This is a genomic window from Amycolatopsis alba DSM 44262 (assembly GCF_000384215.1).
In the GTDB taxonomy this organism is placed as follows: Bacteria; Actinomycetota; Actinomycetes; order Mycobacteriales; family Pseudonocardiaceae; genus Amycolatopsis; species Amycolatopsis alba.
Genome location: NZ_KB913032.1, coordinates 4,964,934 through 4,982,668 on the forward strand (window position 1 = coordinate 4,964,934; position 17,735 = coordinate 4,982,668).

Below are 17,735 nucleotides of genomic sequence, written 5' to 3' on the forward strand. Positions count from 1 at the left end.
TTGTTCGGTCGCGGCGGAAGCCGAGGAAAACGTGATCGTGACCTGCACCAAGGGGCCTGGAACCCGCCCCAGCAGGTCCGCTCCGCGCAGCCCAAGAAGGCCGGCAAGGGAAGGCGGCTGCCCGGCGAGGCGGCCATACCCACCTATACCCCGTCCATCGCGGCGCGAAGCATCGACGGGCACCTGTTACGCACCGGGTACGAGGTCTACGCCTGGTACCGGCTCGCGCCGCAGCGCTGGTCGTTCCGGTCGGACTCGCAGCGCCGTGACCTGATCGCGGCCATCGCCGGGCAGTACGCGGAGCTCCAGGGCCGCTGGCTGCACCTGCGCGTGACCAACCGGCCGTACCCGATCCGCATGTGGGCCGAGGCCCACGTGCACAACGCCGTCGGCCGTCCCCAGGACGTCCAGGGCGCCTTGTCCTTCGACGACTATCTCATCGGCGAGCAGCAGCAGCTGATGGGCCGTTCGATGGCCGAAAAAGAGGTCTACCTGGGTGTCCAGGTGCAGACCAGGCGGATGATCGACCGCGCGGTCGAGAGCGCCGCCCCGGTGCTGCGCAAGATCCTGCCGGAGGCCGTCGACGCCGAACTGGCCGCGCTCGACTCCGAGGTCGAACACCTCGACCAGGTGATCGGCTCCGCCGGGCTCGAAGGCCGCCCGGTGCACGCCGAGGAGATGTCCTGGCTGATGCACCGGTCGTGCTCGCTGGGCCTGCCCGCGCCGCGCAACATGCCCGCGGTCCCCGGCGCCGCCTGGGAGCCCGAGGACCTCGCCAGTTTCACCGACGCGGCGGACTTCCACGCCGAGCCGTACGCGCCGACGGTCACCGTCCGCGGCCGCACCGGCTCCAACGCCGGGGTCTCGCGGCACCTCGCCGTCCTCACCGTCGGCCAGATGCACGGCCTGCAGATCCCCGAGGTCGACGACCCCTGGATCCAGCACGCGGACCGGCTGCCCGCCGCGGTCGAGGTGTCCGCGCGGATCTACGTCCGGCGGCCCGAAGAGGTCGCCGGTGAGCTGCAGCGCCAGATGAACAAGGTCCGTTCGCAGGTCAAGCACTACACCGACGAGCACGAGCTGGAGCCGCCGCAGTCGCTGGCGCGCCAGGCGGGCCGGGTGCTGGAGATCGACGACGAGATGACGTCGGGCTTCACCGCGCTGGCCACCCGCGTCCGCTCGTGGTGGCGGCTGGCGGTGTCCGGGCCGACCGAACGTGACGCGCTGCGCCTCGCTCAGCAGCTTCTGGACCTCTACAAGCCGAAGATCGCCGTCGAGCATCCCGAAGCCCAGTACGCGCTGGCCAGGGAGTTCATCCCCGGCGAGCCACTGGCCTCGGCGGCGTACATGCGCCGCGGCTCGGTCGTGTGGGCGTCCTCCTCGGTGCCGACGGCGACGGCCGAGGTGGGCGACCGCCGCGGCATCCTGCTCGGCGAGACCGTGACCGCGACCCGGCGCCCGGTGGCCTGGGACCCGTGGATGGCGCAGGAGATCCGCGACGGCTCGGGCCTGACGGCGATGGTCGCCGGCCTCGGTGGCGGCAAGTCGTTCCTCGGCGGCGGCATCGTCTACAAGACGCTCCGCGCGGGCGCGCACTGGACGATCCTCGACCCGTCCGGTCCGCTGTCACGGCTGTGCGACCTGCCCGAACTGCGGCCCTACGCGCGGAACATCAACCTGCTCAACGCGCAGCCCGGCATCCTCAACCCGTACCGGGTGGTCGCCGAGCCGCAGATCGAGCACTTCATGGACGAGGACGACCCCGAGCGTTCGTGGCGTCGGGAGAAGGCCCTCGCGGGCGCGACCCGGCGTCGTCTCGTGCTCGACGTCCTCACCGGTGTCCTGCCGTACGAGGTCTCGCGGATGGCGCAGACCCGGATCGTGCTGCTGCGCGCCGTCCGCGCGGTCGGCGGCCGGTTCGACGCCGACCCCGGCCAGGTCATCGACGCGCTGCGCCGCGACTCCAGCGAGCACCACGAGCACGCCGTCGTCGTCGCGGACTTCCTCGACGAGATGCGCGAGCGGATGGCGCTGCTCATCCCGGAGACCGACGCGGACCCGTACGCCGAGACCCGCGACGACCGGATGACCGTGCTGACCATGGCGGGGCTGACGCTGCCCAAGGACGGCGTCCCCCGCGAGTACTGGACGGACGCGGAATCACTCGGCGTCGAGATGCTGAACCTCGCCGCGTGGCTGACGCAGCGGTCGGTGTACGAGAAGCCGAAGGAACTGCGCAAGGGCGTCTGGATCGACGAGGCGTTCTTCCTCTCCGAGGTCCCGACCGGTCGCGTGCTGATGAACCGCTTCGCGCGTGACTCGCGTAAATGGAACGTCCGGGTGCTGCTGTCCTCGCAGATCCCCGCGGACTTCCTGAAGATCCAGGGTTTCGTGGCGCTGCTGGACTCGGTGTTCGTCGGACGGCTCGACGACGACGACGCCCAGGCCGACGCGCTGCGGCTGCTGAAGGTCCCGGTCGGCGTCGGCTACGAACAGGTCGTCGCCGCGCTGGGCCGCCGTCCCGGCTCGCAACGCGATCTCCAGCGGGACGTCGATCCACGGCAGTTCATCTTCGGTGACGGTGCCGGCGGCGTGGAACGGATCCGCGTCGACTTCTCCGGGCCGCACCTGGAGCACCTGCGCCGGGTCATGGACACCACGCCCGGTTCAGCCGACGCCAAGCCGTCGAGGCCGGGCAACGAACTCGCGGTCCCGCAGGAGAAGCAGTTCGTGGCGGCACCGCCGGAGGAAGACGATTTCGAGCTCGAAGAGGACCTCGAGCTCGCGGCCGAACTCGAAGTCGGCCTCACCGACGAACAAATGCTCGGCGCCCCGGACCCGTTGGCGGCCGAAACCGGAGAAGTGCAAGGAGCCGTTCAAAACGGCCACAACGGGAACGGGAGCCAAGGCGAGCAGCACGCGCGCGCCGGCAAGGGTGGCACCGGCAGGGATGCCGCATGAACACGGTGATCACACTGGCGTTCGTGCTCGCGTTCGCCGCCGGCTGGCACGCGCTGCGCCGCCGTCTGAAAGAGGGGCCCCGACCGGGCAAGACCAGACCCAGCCGCCGCGCGACGATGTTCGTCGTCATGCTCATCCTGGGCCTGCAAGCCGTGGCGACCGCTCCGGCGGCGTCGGCCGCGGCCTGTGGTGAGGCGCCGAACCCGGAACGGCCCGGCGCGGGCATGGTCGGCGCGCTGGACCCGCCCGCGACTGCCCGAGGCGAAGGCGGCAGCCCGTACAACGTCTACGGGTACGCCGGCCACGTCTGGGACACCTTCGAAACCAACTGCGGCCCGCTGGCGGGCATCACCTCGCCCAACTCCACGATCGACACGTGGGCGGGCAACCAGCTGTTCAACATCGGCAAGAACATCGTCGGTGCCACGAACTCGCTGCACTACACCGTGCTTCAGGGCAGCCTGCTCAGCCCGCTGTACAACGCCGTCAAGGCCGGGGCCGAGAAGGTCTACAACAACATCTACGCCCAGCTGTTCGGGCTGGCCGCGCTGATCATGTCGATCATGTTGTTCCGCAACATCTGGCGCGGCGATCTCTCGGCGGTCAGCAAACGGGCGCTGTACGGGCTGGCCGCGGTCTGGCTGGCCGCTTCCTCCTTGGCGCTGCTGCGGTTCCTCGACCCGATCGACAACGCGATCGTGCAGACCACCACCAACATCCAGGCCGGCTTCATCGACGAAGCCAAGACTCCTCCGCCGTCACAGCCACCGCCGCCCTCGGCGCAGCCGTGCCAGGCGACCCCGGAGGCCGTGGCCGCCCGCCAGCCGTGGGACCGGGTCCCGACCGAACTGCATTGCCGGGTCGTCTACGACAACTGGCTTCGCGGAGAGTTCGGCAGCCCGGACTCGCCGCAGGCGCTCCAGTACGGTCCGGCCCTCCTGGACGCGCGGGCCTTCACCTGGGGCCAGATCCAGCAGGGCGGCGACGCCGACACCGCGCTGGTGGACTCCAAGAAGGCCGCGTTCAAGGACATCTCGACCAAACTCGGCCCGGCGACCGGCTACTTCACCGGTGAGGACGGCAGCCGCGTCGGCGCCGGTTTCCTCTCCCTCGGCCAGGGAATCTTCTACGCCCTGTTCCAGCTGCTGGCCAAGGCCACGGTCCTGCTCGCGCAGGTGCTGATCAGGATCTTCGTTCTGACGGCGCCGCTGATCGGCCTGATCGCGTTGCTCCAGCCGCAGATCATGCAGCGCATCCTCAAGGTGGTCGGCGCGGTCGCCTTCAACCTGATGGTGCTCTCGGTGCTGGCGGGGGTGCACACCCTCCTGCTGGAAGCGATCTTCACCGCCGGGAACTCGCTTTCCCTGCTGACGAAAATGGCACTGGCGGCCATCATCACCGTGCTGCTGTTCATGGTCGGCCGTCCGGTGCGGCGGCTGTGGCAGATGGTCGAGATGTCCGTCGGCATGGTCGGCGGCGCGGTGCCGTCGCCCCGAGGCGGGCTGTTCTCCCGCTTCCGCAAGAAGAACAACGAGCAGACTCCGCAGGACGCGTTCTGGCAGAACGTGCGCGACACCGACGACGTCGTCGACGGCGACCTCCGCGGTCCCGTCGGCGCGACGATCGGCGGCGGGCGCTTCCGGCCGGAAGCGACCATTTTCGCCAGCTCCCAGCGCCTCGACAACGGATCCGGGGCGATCCGGCCCGCGGCCGCCTGGTCGGGAGCGCCGTGGCCCGGCGCGGTCGGCGGTGGTGGCGGCCTGCCCGCGCTTCCCGCCGGTGGCGGCGGGGGCGTTCCGGTGTTCGGCCAGTACAACCCGTCCGCGGGCAATCCCGGCGACTCCATGTTCACCTCCGGCGGGCGGAGCCCTGTCCAGATCCCGAGCCGCCGGGTCGACACGTCGCCGGTCGCCGACCGCCGCTGGAGCGACGAACCGGAGCCGGTCGTGGTGCCGTCGCGGATGAACTCCGCGGGTGGCGGCTACACCACGCCCGACTATTCGGGCGCCGTGCCGGTGCAAGCGGGGCCGTCGACACCGCGTCCGCGCCGTGTCGATCCCGAAGTCGTCGCGGGCAAACCGGTCTTCGTGCTGTACCGGCCTTCGCGCGGACTCGAGGTCCGCGAGGAAGTCCGCGACACAGACCACGCAGTGGGACGGTGACCCATGCCGATCCGGACCAACCGCGGGCGCACCGCGGTCTACCGCAGACTCTGGGGCTGGCCGCTGCGCTCGCCCCGCCACCTCATCGGCACGCTGGTCGTCCTCGCGGTGGTGCTCACCGCGCTGGGCATCCTGCTGCCCAAGGCCATCGGAAAACCGGGGCAGACGGCCGCGGGGACGGGTTCTTCGGCGACTTCCACGTCGCGTCCGGGCATCGCGGCGCCGGTGACCGTGACGTCGACGCTGCCGCCGAGGCTGACCACCCAGCCGCCGCCGTCTTCCGCGCCACCTGACCAGGACGGTGTCAGGGTCGCCAAGGAGTGGGTGACGGCATGGGCGAAGCATCCCGACGGCACGACGAACGAGCAGTGGCTGAACGGCTTGCGGCCGTACACCACCGAGGAGTACCTGGCCACGGAACTGACCACGGTCGACCTCGCGAGGATCACCGCGTCCAGGGTCACCGGGGAGCCGGTCGTGGTGTCCTCGCTCGCCGGATCGATGGACGTGGACGTCCCGACGGACGGGCCCAAGGTCCGGGTCACCGTCGCCAAGCTGAACTTCGGGTGGCGGGTCACCAAGTACACCCAAGCGGGCTGACCCGATGAAGATCGGGATCATCGTCGGCGTGCTGATCGCCGCGGTCTTCGCCGCGGTGGTCACCACGAGCACGGTCACCAAGGTGGTGACCGACAACGTGGAGGCCCAGTCGGGCAGCGTCATCAAGACCTCTTGCGACGCGTCGATCGGGCCGACCCTGCCGGGGCAGACCGAACGCGGTTCTTCGGACATCACCAAACTCGACGAAGAACAGAAGGGGATCATCGCGCTGATCATCTCGGTCGGCAAGCAGCGGACGCTGTCCCCGCGCGCGTGGCAGGTGGCGATCCAGGCCGGGATGACCGAATCCAAGCTGCGGAACCTGACCTTCGGCGACCGCGACTCCCTCGGCATCTTCCAGATGCGGCCGTCGATGGGCTGGGGCACCGTCGCGCAGGTCACCGATCCGCCGTATCAGGTCAACAAGTTCTTCGACGTGCTGCTCGCGGTGCCGGACTGGGAGAACATGCGTCCCGGTGACGCCGCGCAGCGGGTCGAGCGGTCCGGTTTCCCCGACCGGTATCACAGCTGGGAGCCGATGGCGGCCCTCCTCGTGCAGAACGAGGGCCAGATCGTCGACGTCGTCGGCTGCGGGACGAGCGTCGGCAGCGTGGTGCCGCCGAGCCAGGCCGCCGCGGAGGCCATCAAGTTCGCCCTCGGCGAGCAGGGCAAGCCCTACATCTGGGGCGCCACCGGGCCGAGCAGCTACGACTGCTCCGGGCTGATGCTGCGGGCCTACGAGTCGGCCGGGATCGTCCTCCCGCGGGTTTCGCGGGACCAGTACAAGGCGGGCGCGATGCTGCCGGTCCGCCAGGCGCAGCCGGGTGACCTGCTGTTCCTCGCCACCGTGCCGTCGAATCCGGCGACCATCCACCACGTGATGATGTACCTGGGCGAGGGCAAGATCGTCGAGGCGCAGCAGACCGGGGTGCCGGTGCACATCCGCGACTTCTCCTTCGACGAGGCCGAAGTGGTCGCGCAGGCGGTCCGTCCTGGCGTTTAGCATGGTGCCAGCGTGGTATCGCGATCGCGAGACCATCGGATTCACCCGAAGTGGCGGCCTGTCCACCGGCACGCGGCCGCACACTGGCAGAGGATGAAGAGCGTGGCACGGAAATTCGGAAGGCGAGGCAAGCCCGCGGCGGGAGGCGGCCCGGAGGTCGATCCCCGCGATCTCTTCGGTACCGCGCAGCCCGCGCGACAGGCGGCCCGGCCGGCGTCGAGCACGCCGCTGGCGGACCAGCTGAACCAGGGCTGGCCTGGGGTCGACCCCGGTTACGTCGTGTTGCCGCGTTCGCTGGCCGAGGGGATGTCGCTGCCCTGGCAACAGCAGATGGCCGCCCTGCTGGCCCAGTTCCACCACGAGAACGCCCGGCTCGCCTGGCCGGTCTACCGTGTCGTCCCGTCGCGGTACGAAAAGCTCGTCGACCTCGACGAGGAACAGCTGGCGGAGGCCGGGTACCTCGTCGAGATGGACACCGAGGGCGAGATGATCTACCGGGAGCGCAGCGGCCGGAAGATCGACGACCCGGCGAACACCACGGTGCTCGTCTCCTGTCTCGACCCGATCCCGAAACCCGCGCAGCGCCAAGCGCCTCCGCCGCCTTCGCAGGCCGCGCCGCCCGTGACCGGGCAGCCGCCTCAGCAGCAGCCGCCGCGTGCCCCGGCGCCGATGAACATCGGCCCCGCTCCGGTGTGGCGCACGGTCACCCCGCCCGCTGGACCGCCTGCCACCCCGCCTTCCGCACCGCCCGCTGGATCGCCCGCGCCACCGGTGCAGGGCAATCACGCGGTGCCTCAGTCACCCGCGCCTCAGACGCCTCCGCCTGCTGTGACCTCGGCTCCTGTTCCTCAGGAGCAGCCGCCGCTGCCTCAGCCCAGTCAGACGCGGCAGCCCGCTGTGCCGCCTCCGCCGGTGAGCGCGCCTCCGGCCGTGCCGGAAGTGCAGTCCGCCACGCCGCCTCAGGCCGAGCCGGAACCGCCCGTGAACCCGCCGCCCGCCACGACTCCGCCGTCGTCTGCGATGCCTCCGGTGACCGGTCCGCCTTCGGGCCTCTTGCCGCAGCCCGCTTCGCCGCCGCGGGGCATTCCCGTCGCGCCGGACCTCCCCACTCCGCCGCGCGGCGTTCCGATGGGCCGGGGCTGGTTCGACGAACTCGCCGAGAACGTGCCGGAAAGCTCGAAGGTGGACTCGTCCGAAGGCGGCGAGTTCGGCCCGACCGGTGATCCCACGGAGATCCCGTACCGCTATCGCAAGTGATGACAGAACGTCCGGGTGATGTCACGCTGGACGTATGTCGAGCGACCCGAACCCGGATCAGGGCTGGTACTTCAACACCAAGACGAACCAGGTGGAGCACCTGGAACGAGGCCGGAGCATCGACCTCCTCGGCCCGTACCCCGACGAGGCGACGGCCAGACGTGCCCTGGACATCGCCAAGGAACGCACGCGGCAGGCGGACGCCGAAGACGCCAAGTGGAACAACGACTGAGCCCACTCCGGGGCGCTGGCCGCAAGTCCGTGAAGGCCTCCTTCCCTACCTTGAAGGTAGGGAAGGAGGCCTTCACGGACAGCCGACCGGGTGTGGGAGCGGATCGCCCGCCACCTCGCCACGTGAAGGACGCTTTCGCCGCATGCACGCGAGCAAAGCTCCCTTCAGCCCTGCTCCAAGTCCGTGAAGGGGGCCTTCACGGACTTGGAGCAGGTCAGGCGTCCTGCCCGGCCAGTGCCGGGCCGAGCACGAACTCCGGGTCCACCTGAGCCGTGAGGTCTTCCCCGGCCCGCCCGCTGCCCCACGCCCGCGCGTTGCGCAGGTGGAACTCGACGCCCTGGCGCTGATACCGGGCCCAGTCGCGCTGCTCGGAGTCGACGATCGCGAGCATCGAGCAGAGCGTCGCGAGGTTGTGCGCCTCGAGTTCGCCGATCGGGCGCGCGCGGCCGCGCTCGGCGGCGCGGACGTGCCGCGAGTTCTCCATCCAGCCCAGCAGTGCCCCGCCGACCTCCTCGCGCAGGAAGTCGATGTCCTCGTCCTCGGTCACCTTGTTGCCCACGACGACCAGCCGCACCCCGAAGTCCCGCGCGTAGTCGGCGTACTGCCGGTACACGCCGACGCTGCGCACGGTCGGTTCGCACACCAGGAAAGTCACGTCGAACCGTGTGAAGAGGCCGGACGCGAACGCGTCGGCGCCGGCGGTCATGTCCATGACCACGTACTCGCCCGCGTCGTCGATCATGTGGTTCAGCAGCAGTTCCGCCGCGCCGACCTTCGAGTGGTAGCAGGCGACGCCGAGGTCGTCCTCGTCGAACTGCCCGGTGACGCCGAGCCGCACGCCGCCGAACTCGCGGAAGCACGCCTGGAAGATCGGGTTGTCCTCGAACGGCCGGACCAGCCGTGACCCGCGCCCCGGCGGGGTGGTCTTGATCATCGCGGCCGTGTCGGCGATCCGCGGGTTGTCCCCGCGCAGGTACTCCTTGATCAAGCCCATGTTGTCGCCCAGTGTCGGCCAGGCGATGGCCTCTTCCTCGCTGGCGCCGAGCGCGACGGCGAGGTGCTGGTTGATGTCCGCGTCGATCGCCAGCACCGGTTTCCCGCCACCGGCCAGATACGCGGTGAACAGCGACGCCAGCGTGGTCTTGCCACTGCCGCCCTTCCCGACGAACGCGATCTTCACGCCACGGCCCTTCCTGTCGTTTTGAAAAGGGTATCGGTTTTCATTTCGGCCGATAACGTACACCCGACCGGCCCGCACCCGAACGGGCGATCGGCGGGGCCGACTCGGGATAGGGTTGGGTGGTGCCTCCACTCGTGATCAGGACACACACGGCCGGAGGGGACTTCGGTCGCCTGCGAGCCGAGTTCTCGCTGCCGGAGTCCTTCGGGCCCGACGTGCTCGCCGAGGCGGAGGCGGCGGTCGTCGACCCGCTCGAGTCCGCGGGGGACCGTGAGGACGCCACCGGTCTGCCCTTCGTCACCATCGACCCGCCGGGTTCCAAGGATCTCGACCAGGCGGTGCTGATCGAGCGCGCCGAGGGCGGCGGGTTCCGGGTGCACTACGCGATCGCCGATCTGGCCGCGTTCATCCCGCCGGGTGGCGCGCTCGACAAGGAGGCGCGGCGTCGCGGGCAGACGCTCTACCTGCCCGACGGGAACGTCCCGCTGCACCCGCCGGTGCTGTCCGAAGGCGCGGCGAGCCTGCTGCCGGGGGAGACCCGGCCCGCGGTGCTGTGGACCATCGACGTCGACGCGGGCGGTGAGCCGATAGCGACCAACGTCCGCCGCGCACTGGTCCGGTCCACCGAACAGTTCGACTACGAGACCGTCCAGGCCTCGATCGACGCCGGCGACCCGCATCCGTCGGTCGCCGCGCTGCCGGAACTGGGCCGCCTGCGCCGTGAACTCGCGATCCGGCGCGGCGCGGTCGAACTACAGCTGCCGGAGCAGGAGATCAGCGGCGATCCCGATGGCGGCTGGGCGCTGATCCAGCGGCCCCGCAACGACGTCGACGCGTGGAACGCCGAGATCTCACTGCTCACCGGCATGGCGGCGGCGAAGATCATGATCGACGCCAAGATCGGGGTCCTGCGCACGCTGCCCCAGCCCGACGCCGAGGCGGTCGAGTGGCTGGCCCGGTCCGCGCAGGCGCTGAACATCGACTGGCCCGAGGGCAAGAGCGTGTCGGAGTTCCTGGCCGCGCTCGACCCCGGCCAGCCCGCGTCCATGGCGCTTTTCGCCGACACCACAAGGCTTTTGCGCGGCGCCGGGTACACCGCGTTCGATGGCGAACTGCCCGCGCTGACCACGCACGCCGGGATCGGCGGCGCGTACGCCCACGTCACCGCGCCGATCCGGCGGCTGGTCGACCGGTTCGCCACCGAGATCTGCCTCGCCGTGAGCGCCGGCCGCGAAGTGCCCGCGTGGGTCCGCGCCGCGCTTTCGGAGGTGCCGGAGCAGATGACCGCGTCCGACACGCTGGCGGCCAAGGTCGAACGGGCCTCCATCGACCAGGTCGAGGTCTGGGTGATGGCCGAGCACATCGGCGGCGAGTTCGGCGCGATCGTGTTGCGCGCGGAGGAGACCAAGGCCGAGATCCTGGTCGAGGATCCGCCGGTGATGTCCAAGTGCACCGGCGAAAAGCTGCCCGAAGGCGAGCGGATCCGCGTCCGGCTCACCGCCGTGGACGTCGACAAGCGGAAACTTTCGTTCGAGCGCGCATGATCGACGATCTCGGCGAAGTGGTCCCGCTGCACGCACCGGCGGCGCGGGTGGTCTCGCTTGTGCCGTCGCTGACCGAGGCCGTCGAGGTGAGCGCGCCGGGAAGACTCGCGGGCGCCACGGACTACTGCACTCATCCGGTCGAGCTGGACGTCCCGAGGGTCGGGGGCTCGAAGTACCCGAACGTGGACAAAGTCCTCGAACTCGCACCGGATCTGGTGCTGGCCAACTCCGAGGAGAACCGCCCGGAGGACGTGGAACGCCTGCGCGCCAACGGGATCCCGGTCTGGGTGATGGAAGCTTCGGCGACCGTGCCCAGCGCGCTCGGCTCGATCCGGCGGATCCTGACGCAGGCCTACGACCTCGCCGAGCCGGACTGGCTGGTCGAGGCCGAAGAGGTGTGGCGGGAGACGCGGCCGGAGCGGTTCCGGGCGGTCGTGCCGGTCTGGCGGAAGCCGTGGATCGTGCTCGGCCGGGACACCTTCGGCGGCGACGTCCTGCATCGCGTCGGGATCGGCAACGTCTACGCGGACGACGAAGAGCGGTACCCGCGCCCGAAGCTCGAAGAGCTCCAAGCGCGCTTCGCCACCGAAGACGCGAATCTGCTCGTACTGCCCGACGAGCCCTACGAGTTCACCGCGGACGACGGCCCCGAAGCGTTCCCTGGCGCGAAGTACGTCCTGGTCTCAGGGCGCCACCTGACCTGGTACGGCCCTTCGCTCGTCGAGGCCCACGCCGCGCTGCTCCGCGCCCTCGGCTGAAGCAAGGGACCTTTGCTATCGCTTGTCTCAACATCGAGAGAAGTGACAGCAAAGGTCCCTTGCTTCAGCCGCCAAGGTTTCAGCTGGTCAGAGGGTCAGGCCGGTCAGGACGGTGACGCGCTCCTCGGTGAAGTCCGCCATCGCCGAAGCCGGGCCTTCGCGGCCGACGCCGGAGTCCTTCACACCGCCGTAGGGCATCTGGTCGGCCCGGAAGCTCGGCACGTCGCCGACGAGCACACCGCCGACACGCAGCTTCGCGGACACGTCGAACGCCGTCGGCAGGTCCCGTGTGAACACGCCCGCCTGCAGCCCGAAGCGCGAGTCGTTGATCCGGCGCACCCCGTCCTCCACCGACTCCACCCGCGTGATCGACACGACCGGCCCGAAGACCTCGTCGGCCATCACCGACGCGTCCTCCGGTACGTTCGCGAGCACCGTCGGCTCGACTGTCGCGCCTTCGCGCTTGCCGCCGGTCAGCAGTTCGCCGCCCGCCTCGACGGCCGCGGTGATCCACGACTCCACCCGCGCGGCGGCGGCGGTGTTGATCAGCGGGCCGACGTCGACGCCGTCCGCCCGCGGGTCGCCGGTCCCGAGCGCGCGCACCTGCTCCAGCACCTTCGCCTGAAGCTCCTCGTAGACGTGAGCGTGCGCGTACACGCGCTGCACCGAGATGCACGACTGCCCGGCCTGGTACATCGCGAACGTCGCGATCCGCTGCGCCGCGAAGTCCAGATCCGTCCAATCGGGACAGACGAGGACCGCCGCGTTGCCGCCGAGTTCCAGTGCGACGTACTTGCGCGGCACGCTGTCGCGGATGCCCCAGCCCACCGGCACGGAACCGGTGAACGACACGACCGGCAGCCGCGGATCCGCGACCAGCTTGGCCGATTCCTCGTTGCTCACCGGGAGAATCGACCAGCTCCCGGCCGGCAGGTCGGTCTCGGCGAGGATCTCGCCGAGCAGCAGCGCGGTCAGCGGCGTCGCGGGCGCGGGCTTGAGCACGATCGGCGCGCCGACCGCGATCGCGGGCGCGACCTTGTGCGCCACCAGGTTCAGCGGGAAGTTGAACGGCGTGATGCCCAGCACCGGGCCCTTCGGCACGCGGCGCACCAGCGCGAGCCGTCCGGTGCCGCCAGGGTCGGTGTCGAGCCGCTGCAGGTCGCCGGAGAACCGGCGGGCCTCCTCGGCGGCCCAGCGGAACGTCGACGCCGCCCGCCCGATCTCGCCGCGCGCCCACTTCAGCGGCTTGCCGGACTCGGCGGTGATCAGCTGCGCGAGCTCTTCGGACCGCTCACCCAGAACTCGGGACACGTGGTCCAACGCGCCTGCCCGGACGTGCGCGGGCAGCGTCGCGAACTCCTCGGCGACGTCGTGCGCGGCCTGGACCGCGGTCTCGATGTCCGAAGTGGACGGAACGTGGTGCGAGCCAGCCTCGCTCCCGTCGAAGGAGTGGCGGACGACGACGGTCTCGTCGCTGGTGACCGGTTTTCCGGCTACCCAGAAGGGGAAGGTGGTCACTTGGAAGCCTCCGTACGGACAGCGTGCTCCAGGACCGAGAGGCCCTCGTCGAGCAGTTCGGCGGACAGGGAAAGCGGCGGCAGCAGACGGACGACGTTGCCGTAGGTGCCGCAGGTCAGGACGACGACGCCGGCCTGGTGGCAGGCCTGCGCGACGCGTTTGGTCAGGTCGGCGTCGGGTTCGGTGGTGCCCGGCTGCACGAATTCGGCGGCCAGCATCGCGCCGCGGCCGCGGACGTCGCCGATCACGCCGGTCTCCTCGGCCAGCGCGCGCAGCCGCGGCAGCACCGCGTTCTCGATGCGCTTCGCCGACGCCGCGAGGTTGTCCTGCCGCATGATCTCGATCGAGCCGAGCGCCGCGGCGCACGCGATCGGGTTACCGCCGTAGGTCCCGCCGAGCCCGCCCGGCGGAACGGCGTCGAGCAGTTCCGCGCGGCCGGTGACGGCCGCCAGGGGCAGCCCGCCCGCGATGCCCTTGGCGGTGGCGATCAGATCCGGCACGACGTCTTCGTGCGTGGACGCGAACCACTCGCCGGTGCGGCAGAACCCGGTCTGCACCTCGTCGGCGACGAACACGACGCCGTTCTCGGTGCACCAGGCCGAAAGCGCGGGCAGGAAGCCGGGCGCGGGCTCGATGAACCCGCCCTCACCCTGCACCGGTTCCAGCACGACGGCCGCGACCTGGTCGCCGCCGATCTGCTTCTCGATGCGGTCGATGGCGATCCGCGCCGCTTCGGGGCCGGACAGCCCGTCGCGGTACGGGTAGGACCCCGGCACCCGGTAGACCTCGGGTGCGAACGGGCCGAAACCGTGCTTGTAGGGGACGGATTTCGCGGTCAGCGCCATCGTCAGGTTGGTGCGGCCGTGGTAGGCGTGGTCGAACACGACGACGGCCTGGCGGCCGGTCGCGGCGCGGGCGATCTTCACCGCGTTCTCGACGGCCTCGGCGCCGGAGTTGAACAGCACCGAACGTTTCTCGTGGGTGCCCGGCGTCAGCTTGTCGAGCGCTTCGCACACCTCGACGTAGCCCTCGTACGGCGTGACCATGAAACACGTGTGCGTGAACCGGCCGACCTGCTCGCGGACGCGGTCCACGACGGCGGGGGCGGCGTGACCGACGTTGGTCACGGCGATACCGGAACCGAAGTCGATCAGGACGTTGCCGTCGGCGTCGGTGAGCAGACCGCCTTCGGCCGAAGTGACGTAGACGGGCAGCACCGAGCTCACACCCGCGGCGACTACGGCGGCGCGGCGTTCCTGCAGGGCGCGCGAGGCGGGGCCGGGGATCTCGGTGCGCAGCCTGCGCTGGGTCTCGGTGGTGACGGTCACGGCCAAACTCCTGCGGACGCGAGGGACGGGGGTCGCCCTCCAGGATGGGAGCCGCGTCGGTCGGCGTCAGCTCGACATCTTGTCGATATCGAGGCGTAGAGTTGGACAACATGGCACTGACGCTCGCCGCCCTCGTGGCCGAACGTCCGCTCGGCCTGCGGGTGCGGGCGGCGGAGGCCGGGCTCGACCGCCCGATCGGCTGGGTCCACCCCACCGAACTGACCGATCCCCAGGACTTCCTCGAAGGCGGCGAACTGCTGCTGACCACCGGCCTGGCTCTCGACGAGACCACGTCGCCCGAGTACATCCGGCGGCTCGTCGACGCGGGGGTGGCCGGTCTCGGTTTCGGCGTCGGCCTCAGCCACGAGAGCATCCCGCGGTCCCTTGTGGACACCGCCGAGGAGGTCGGGCTCCCGGTGCTCGAAGTGCCGAGGAAGACACCGTTCATCGCGATCACGCGCGCGGTTTCCCGTGCGGTCGCCGCCGACGAGTACGCCTCGCTCGTGCGCACCGGCAAGGGACAGCAGGAACTGACCAGGACCGCCGTCGGCAAGGGCGGCCCCGGCGGGGTGGTGCGCAAACTCGCGAAGCTGGTCGACGGCTGGGTGCTCCTGCTCGACTCGGCAGGCCGGGTCACCGAAGCGGCACCAGCCTCCGCTCGTGATTCCGTCGACGAGGTCCGAGAAGACCTCGCGCGCCTGCGTGCGGGCACGCTCGTGACGTCGGTGGGGGAGGACGAGGTGGTGCTGCAAACACTCGAAACCCGTGCGCGTGGCGTGCTCGTGGTCGGGACAGGCGGGCCGCTCGACGCCGCGGGACAGCACATCGTCAACACCGCCGTGTCCCTTCTTTCCCTTGCGCTGGAACAGAATCGTGAACATGTGGCCGCCCTGCGGTACTTGCGCACCGGATTGTTCGACCTCTTGGTGAGCGGGCAGGACGAAATCGTGATGAGTGCCCTTTCCACGGTTTGGGGCGATGCGCCGGACGCGCCCTGGCGGGTTCACGCCTTCGAGGGGCCGCCGGGGGCGAGGCAGGCGTTCCATGCTCTGCTCGAAGCGGAAACCGAGGCGCACGAGGTGTTCTTCGCGCACTCGGGCACCGCGGTGATCGCCGCGGCAGTCGCGGATCTCAGCGTCTCGGAGCGAGTGGTGCGGCTCGCGGCCCGTGCCGGCGGCCTCCACGGCGGCTCCTCCGAAATCATCGGCATCGCGGAATTCACGTTCGGGGTCCGCCAAGCCGAACAGGCGGCGGGCGTGGCGAAAGCCAGGGGAGTGGAGTTCGTCCCTTATGCCGACCATGCCGGGCGCGGCTTCCTGGAGCTGGTCGATTCCCCAGCGGCACAAGCGTTTTCGGACAGCCTGCTGGCGCCGTTGCGGCACCACGACGAAACCGGCCGGGGCGAACTGGTCGCCTCACTGACGTGCTGGCTCGAACACCACGGTCATTGGGATCTGGCGTCCGCGCGGCTCGGCGTGCACCGGCACACTTTGCGCAACCGTATGCGCAAGGTCGCCGAATTGACCGGCCGCGATCTCGATTCGCCGGGGGTGCGCGCCGAATTCTGGCTCGCGCTGCAGGTCAGCGCCCGGACCTGACCAAGGCGATCGGCGAGTTCCCACAGCGCCGCAGGTGTGTGCCGCTCTCCGTCGTGACCGGCTCCGCGCCGGAAGACCACCACGCCGGGACGTCGATCTCGCGGACCAGCGACCCGGTGGCCTGCCGCGCGTTGTTCGACACGATCACCCGGCCCTGGGCGTTGACCAGCGCCGCGCGGCCGCCGAGCGCGCGCAGTTTCGGCTGTAGCAGGCGCTCGACCTCGCGCACGTAGACGTCCGCGCCGACGACCCCCGCGAACGATCCGCCGCGCCGCACGGGGATGGTGAAGGTCAGCGTGTATTCGTCGGTGCAGAGGTAGTCGACGTACGGGCCGTTGATGTGGCGGCGGCCGGTGTCGCGCGGGACGGTGAACCACGACTGCCGCGTGTAGTCGAGGAAGTTGTCGCTGTCCGGGTCGAGACTGATGACCAGTTGCACCGGTTCGGCGTCGCCGGTTTCGGTCCACCATTCGAAGCCGAATTCCTGATCTGCCAGCGCGTTCGGCGCGCTGATGAACCCGGCGCCGACGACCAGGCCGCCGAGGACGTCGAAGACCTGCGGGCGGAGGCGGGTCAGGTCTTCGGCGGTGACATCGGCTGATGCGGCCAAGAGCCCCTCGGCGCCGGTCAGAACCGGCTTCAGTCTGCCGAAGACGTCCTCGACCAGGGTGGATACCTGTTCGACGACCTCGGAACCGGCGGACGGTGTGTCGTTCACGATGCTCACCTCGGATGCGCGGATGCCGCAGCTTAAGGGGCCAGAAGGTCTAAATGCACGTCCGCCAGCCGGTCGATCGCCTCGAGGATGTGTTCCTCGGTGAGTTTCCTGGCCAGCTCGCCGTCGCCCTGTGCGATGGCGGCGGTGATCGCGCGGTGTTCGGCGTAGGCGTTTTCCCTGGTGCCCTGCGGTTCGAGCGGCAGCCAGAGCAGCCCGCCCCGCTCGCTCTGCAACTGCACTTCTTCCCTGGTCAATCGTGGCGACTGCGCGGCCGCGGCGACTTCGAGGTGGAACTGGCGCTCGGCACGCGACGCCTCGGTGCCGGTCGCGGTGCGGATGTCCTCGGTCGCCAGTTCGAGCCGTTCGATGTCCTCGGGCGAACTCCGCTCGGCGGCGAGTTTGGCCGCGGCGCCGGCGATGGCGAGGTAGTGATCACCGACGTCACGGAGTTCGGACAGTGAAACCGTGCGAAGGCGCTCTCGCCACGAAGCAGCCGAAGGGTTGGCAGGTGTCTTCACGAAGCTTCCGCCGCCTCGACCGCGTCGCGTCTCTACGAGCCCCTGTTGCCGCAAGGCCACGAGCGCTTCGCGAACTGTCACGGTGGAGACGCCGAATTGGGAGGCCAGCTCGGCTTCGCTCGGCAGCTGTTCCGAGTCGGCCAGCAGCCCGAGCGTGATGGCGTCGACCAGCCGCGCGGTGACCGCTTCCGCCCGGCCGATCTGGTCGAGCGGCGCGAACATCGCCGATCGCGCGCTGTGCGACATCCCCTTGCGCATGGTGGCCCTTCGCCCGAACTACTACCCGATGGAACCAATCTTGCCCCATCGTCTTGTCATTTAACATCTGGACTTATATGTTTTAGCTCCCTCGTCGCCC

14 protein-coding genes are annotated in these 17,735 nt (G+C 70.1%); 9 read left to right on the top strand and 5 right to left on the bottom strand.

From position 1 onward, the window contains the following. The 6 genes from AMYAL_RS0123905 to AMYAL_RS0123930 all read left to right on the top strand — a co-directional run bounded on the left by AMYAL_RS0123905 (window position 1) and on the right by AMYAL_RS0123930 (window position 8,215). The gene (locus tag AMYAL_RS0123905) at window positions 1–2,961 is read left to right on the top strand and encodes an ATP-binding protein (protein ID WP_020633789.1); all 2,961 of its coding nucleotides are present in this window, start codon (window positions 1–3) and stop codon (window positions 2,959–2,961) included. Then, window positions 2,958–5,123, top strand: a complete 2,166-nt coding sequence (locus tag AMYAL_RS0123910; protein ID WP_020633790.1) for a hypothetical protein — start codon at window positions 2,958–2,960, stop codon at window positions 5,121–5,123. Before AMYAL_RS0123905 ends, AMYAL_RS0123910 begins: the two co-directional genes overlap by 4 nt. Window positions 5,124–5,126: 3 nt before the next feature. Further along, a complete protein-coding gene (locus AMYAL_RS0123915; RefSeq protein ID WP_020633791.1) occupies window positions 5,127–5,723 on the top strand; it encodes a hypothetical protein in 597 nt (198 codons plus the stop codon). A 4-nt stretch (window positions 5,724–5,727) separates the two neighbouring features. Continuing rightward, on the top strand, window positions 5,728–6,726 hold the full coding sequence (locus AMYAL_RS0123920) for a C40 family peptidase (RefSeq protein WP_020633792.1): 999 nt from the start codon (window positions 5,728–5,730) through the stop codon (window positions 6,724–6,726). Between the two features lie 102 nt (window positions 6,727–6,828). Further along, a complete protein-coding gene (locus AMYAL_RS0123925) occupies window positions 6,829–7,983 on the top strand; it encodes a hypothetical protein (RefSeq protein WP_020633793.1) in 1,155 nt (384 codons plus the stop codon). Between the two features lie 34 nt (window positions 7,984–8,017). Next, complete coding sequence (locus AMYAL_RS0123930) at window positions 8,018–8,215, top strand: hypothetical protein (protein ID WP_020633794.1); 198 nt, start codon at window positions 8,018–8,020, stop codon at window positions 8,213–8,215. Between the two features lie 214 nt (window positions 8,216–8,429). On the opposite strand, the gene AMYAL_RS0123935 is transcribed toward AMYAL_RS0123930, so the two are convergent. Next, complete coding sequence (locus AMYAL_RS0123935; protein WP_020633795.1) at window positions 8,430–9,395, bottom strand: ATP-binding protein; 966 nt, start codon at window positions 9,393–9,395, stop codon at window positions 8,430–8,432. 134 nt (window positions 9,396–9,529) lie between these two features. Here AMYAL_RS0123935 and AMYAL_RS0123940 point away from each other — a divergent pair, with 134 nt between their 5' ends. Together AMYAL_RS0123940 and AMYAL_RS0123945 are read left to right on the top strand one after the other, a co-directional pair. Further along, a complete protein-coding gene (locus AMYAL_RS0123940; RefSeq protein ID WP_020633796.1) occupies window positions 9,530–10,939 on the top strand; it encodes an RNB domain-containing ribonuclease in 1,410 nt (469 codons plus the stop codon). Further along, window positions 10,936–11,697 carry a helical backbone metal receptor gene (locus AMYAL_RS0123945; RefSeq protein WP_020633797.1) on the top strand — a complete coding sequence of 254 codons (762 nt, stop codon included), beginning with the start codon at window positions 10,936–10,938 and terminating at the stop codon, window positions 11,695–11,697. The genes AMYAL_RS0123940 and AMYAL_RS0123945 overlap by 4 nt, the downstream gene beginning before the upstream one ends. Window positions 11,698–11,784: 87 nt before the next feature. Here the strand turns inward: AMYAL_RS0123945 and AMYAL_RS0123950 are convergent, their stop codons facing one another. Together AMYAL_RS0123950 and gabT are read right to left on the bottom strand one after the other, a co-directional pair. Continuing rightward, on the bottom strand, window positions 11,785–13,215 hold the full coding sequence (locus tag AMYAL_RS0123950; RefSeq protein ID WP_020633798.1) for an aldehyde dehydrogenase family protein: 1,431 nt from the start codon (window positions 13,213–13,215) through the stop codon (window positions 11,785–11,787). Further along, window positions 13,212–14,543 carry a 4-aminobutyrate--2-oxoglutarate transaminase gene (gene gabT / locus AMYAL_RS0123955; RefSeq protein ID WP_026467389.1) on the bottom strand — a complete coding sequence of 444 codons (1,332 nt, stop codon included), beginning with the start codon at window positions 14,541–14,543 and terminating at the stop codon, window positions 13,212–13,214. The genes AMYAL_RS0123950 and gabT overlap by 4 nt, the downstream gene beginning before the upstream one ends. Window positions 14,544–14,653: 110 nt before the next feature. On the opposite strand from gabT, the gene AMYAL_RS0123960 reads away from it, so the two are divergent. After that, window positions 14,654–16,141 (top strand): PucR family transcriptional regulator, encoded by a 1,488-nt coding sequence (locus tag AMYAL_RS0123960; protein WP_020633800.1) that lies wholly within the window; start codon window positions 14,654–14,656, stop codon window positions 16,139–16,141. On the opposite strand, the gene AMYAL_RS0123965 is transcribed toward AMYAL_RS0123960, so the two are convergent. Together AMYAL_RS0123965 and AMYAL_RS0123970 are read right to left on the bottom strand one after the other, a co-directional pair. Further along, complete coding sequence (locus AMYAL_RS0123965) at window positions 16,125–16,859, bottom strand: cache domain-containing protein (RefSeq protein WP_020633801.1); 735 nt, start codon at window positions 16,857–16,859, stop codon at window positions 16,125–16,127. The two genes, AMYAL_RS0123960 and AMYAL_RS0123965, sit on opposite strands and share 17 nt — an antisense overlap. Before the next feature lie 32 nt (window positions 16,860–16,891). Beyond that, window positions 16,892–17,635, bottom strand: a complete 744-nt coding sequence (locus tag AMYAL_RS0123970; RefSeq protein WP_020633802.1) for a FadR/GntR family transcriptional regulator — start codon at window positions 17,633–17,635, stop codon at window positions 16,892–16,894. Window positions 17,636–17,735 lie beyond the last annotated feature (100 nt).

What these genes read in the sequence shown, in the direction of transcription:
- AMYAL_RS0123960 (WP_020633800.1), top strand. Translation starts at nt 14,654, where the DNA reads ATGGCACTGACGCTCGCCGCCCTCGTGGCCGAACGTCCGCTCGGCCTG.
- AMYAL_RS0123915 (WP_020633791.1), top strand. Translation starts at nt 5,127, where the DNA reads ATGCCGATCCGGACCAACCGCGGGCGCACCGCGGTCTACCGCAGACTC.
- AMYAL_RS0123930 (WP_020633794.1), top strand. Translation starts at nt 8,018, where the DNA reads ATGTCGAGCGACCCGAACCCGGATCAGGGCTGGTACTTCAACACCAAG.
- AMYAL_RS0123970 (WP_020633802.1), bottom strand. Translation starts at nt 17,635, where the DNA reads ATGCGCAAGGGGATGTCGCACAGCGCGCGATCGGCGATGTTCGCGCCG.
- AMYAL_RS0123920 (WP_020633792.1), top strand. Translation starts at nt 5,728, where the DNA reads ATGAAGATCGGGATCATCGTCGGCGTGCTGATCGCCGCGGTCTTCGCC.
- AMYAL_RS0123910 (WP_020633790.1), top strand. Translation starts at nt 2,958, where the DNA reads ATGAACACGGTGATCACACTGGCGTTCGTGCTCGCGTTCGCCGCCGGC.
- AMYAL_RS0123945 (WP_020633797.1), top strand. Translation starts at nt 10,936, where the DNA reads ATGATCGACGATCTCGGCGAAGTGGTCCCGCTGCACGCACCGGCGGCG.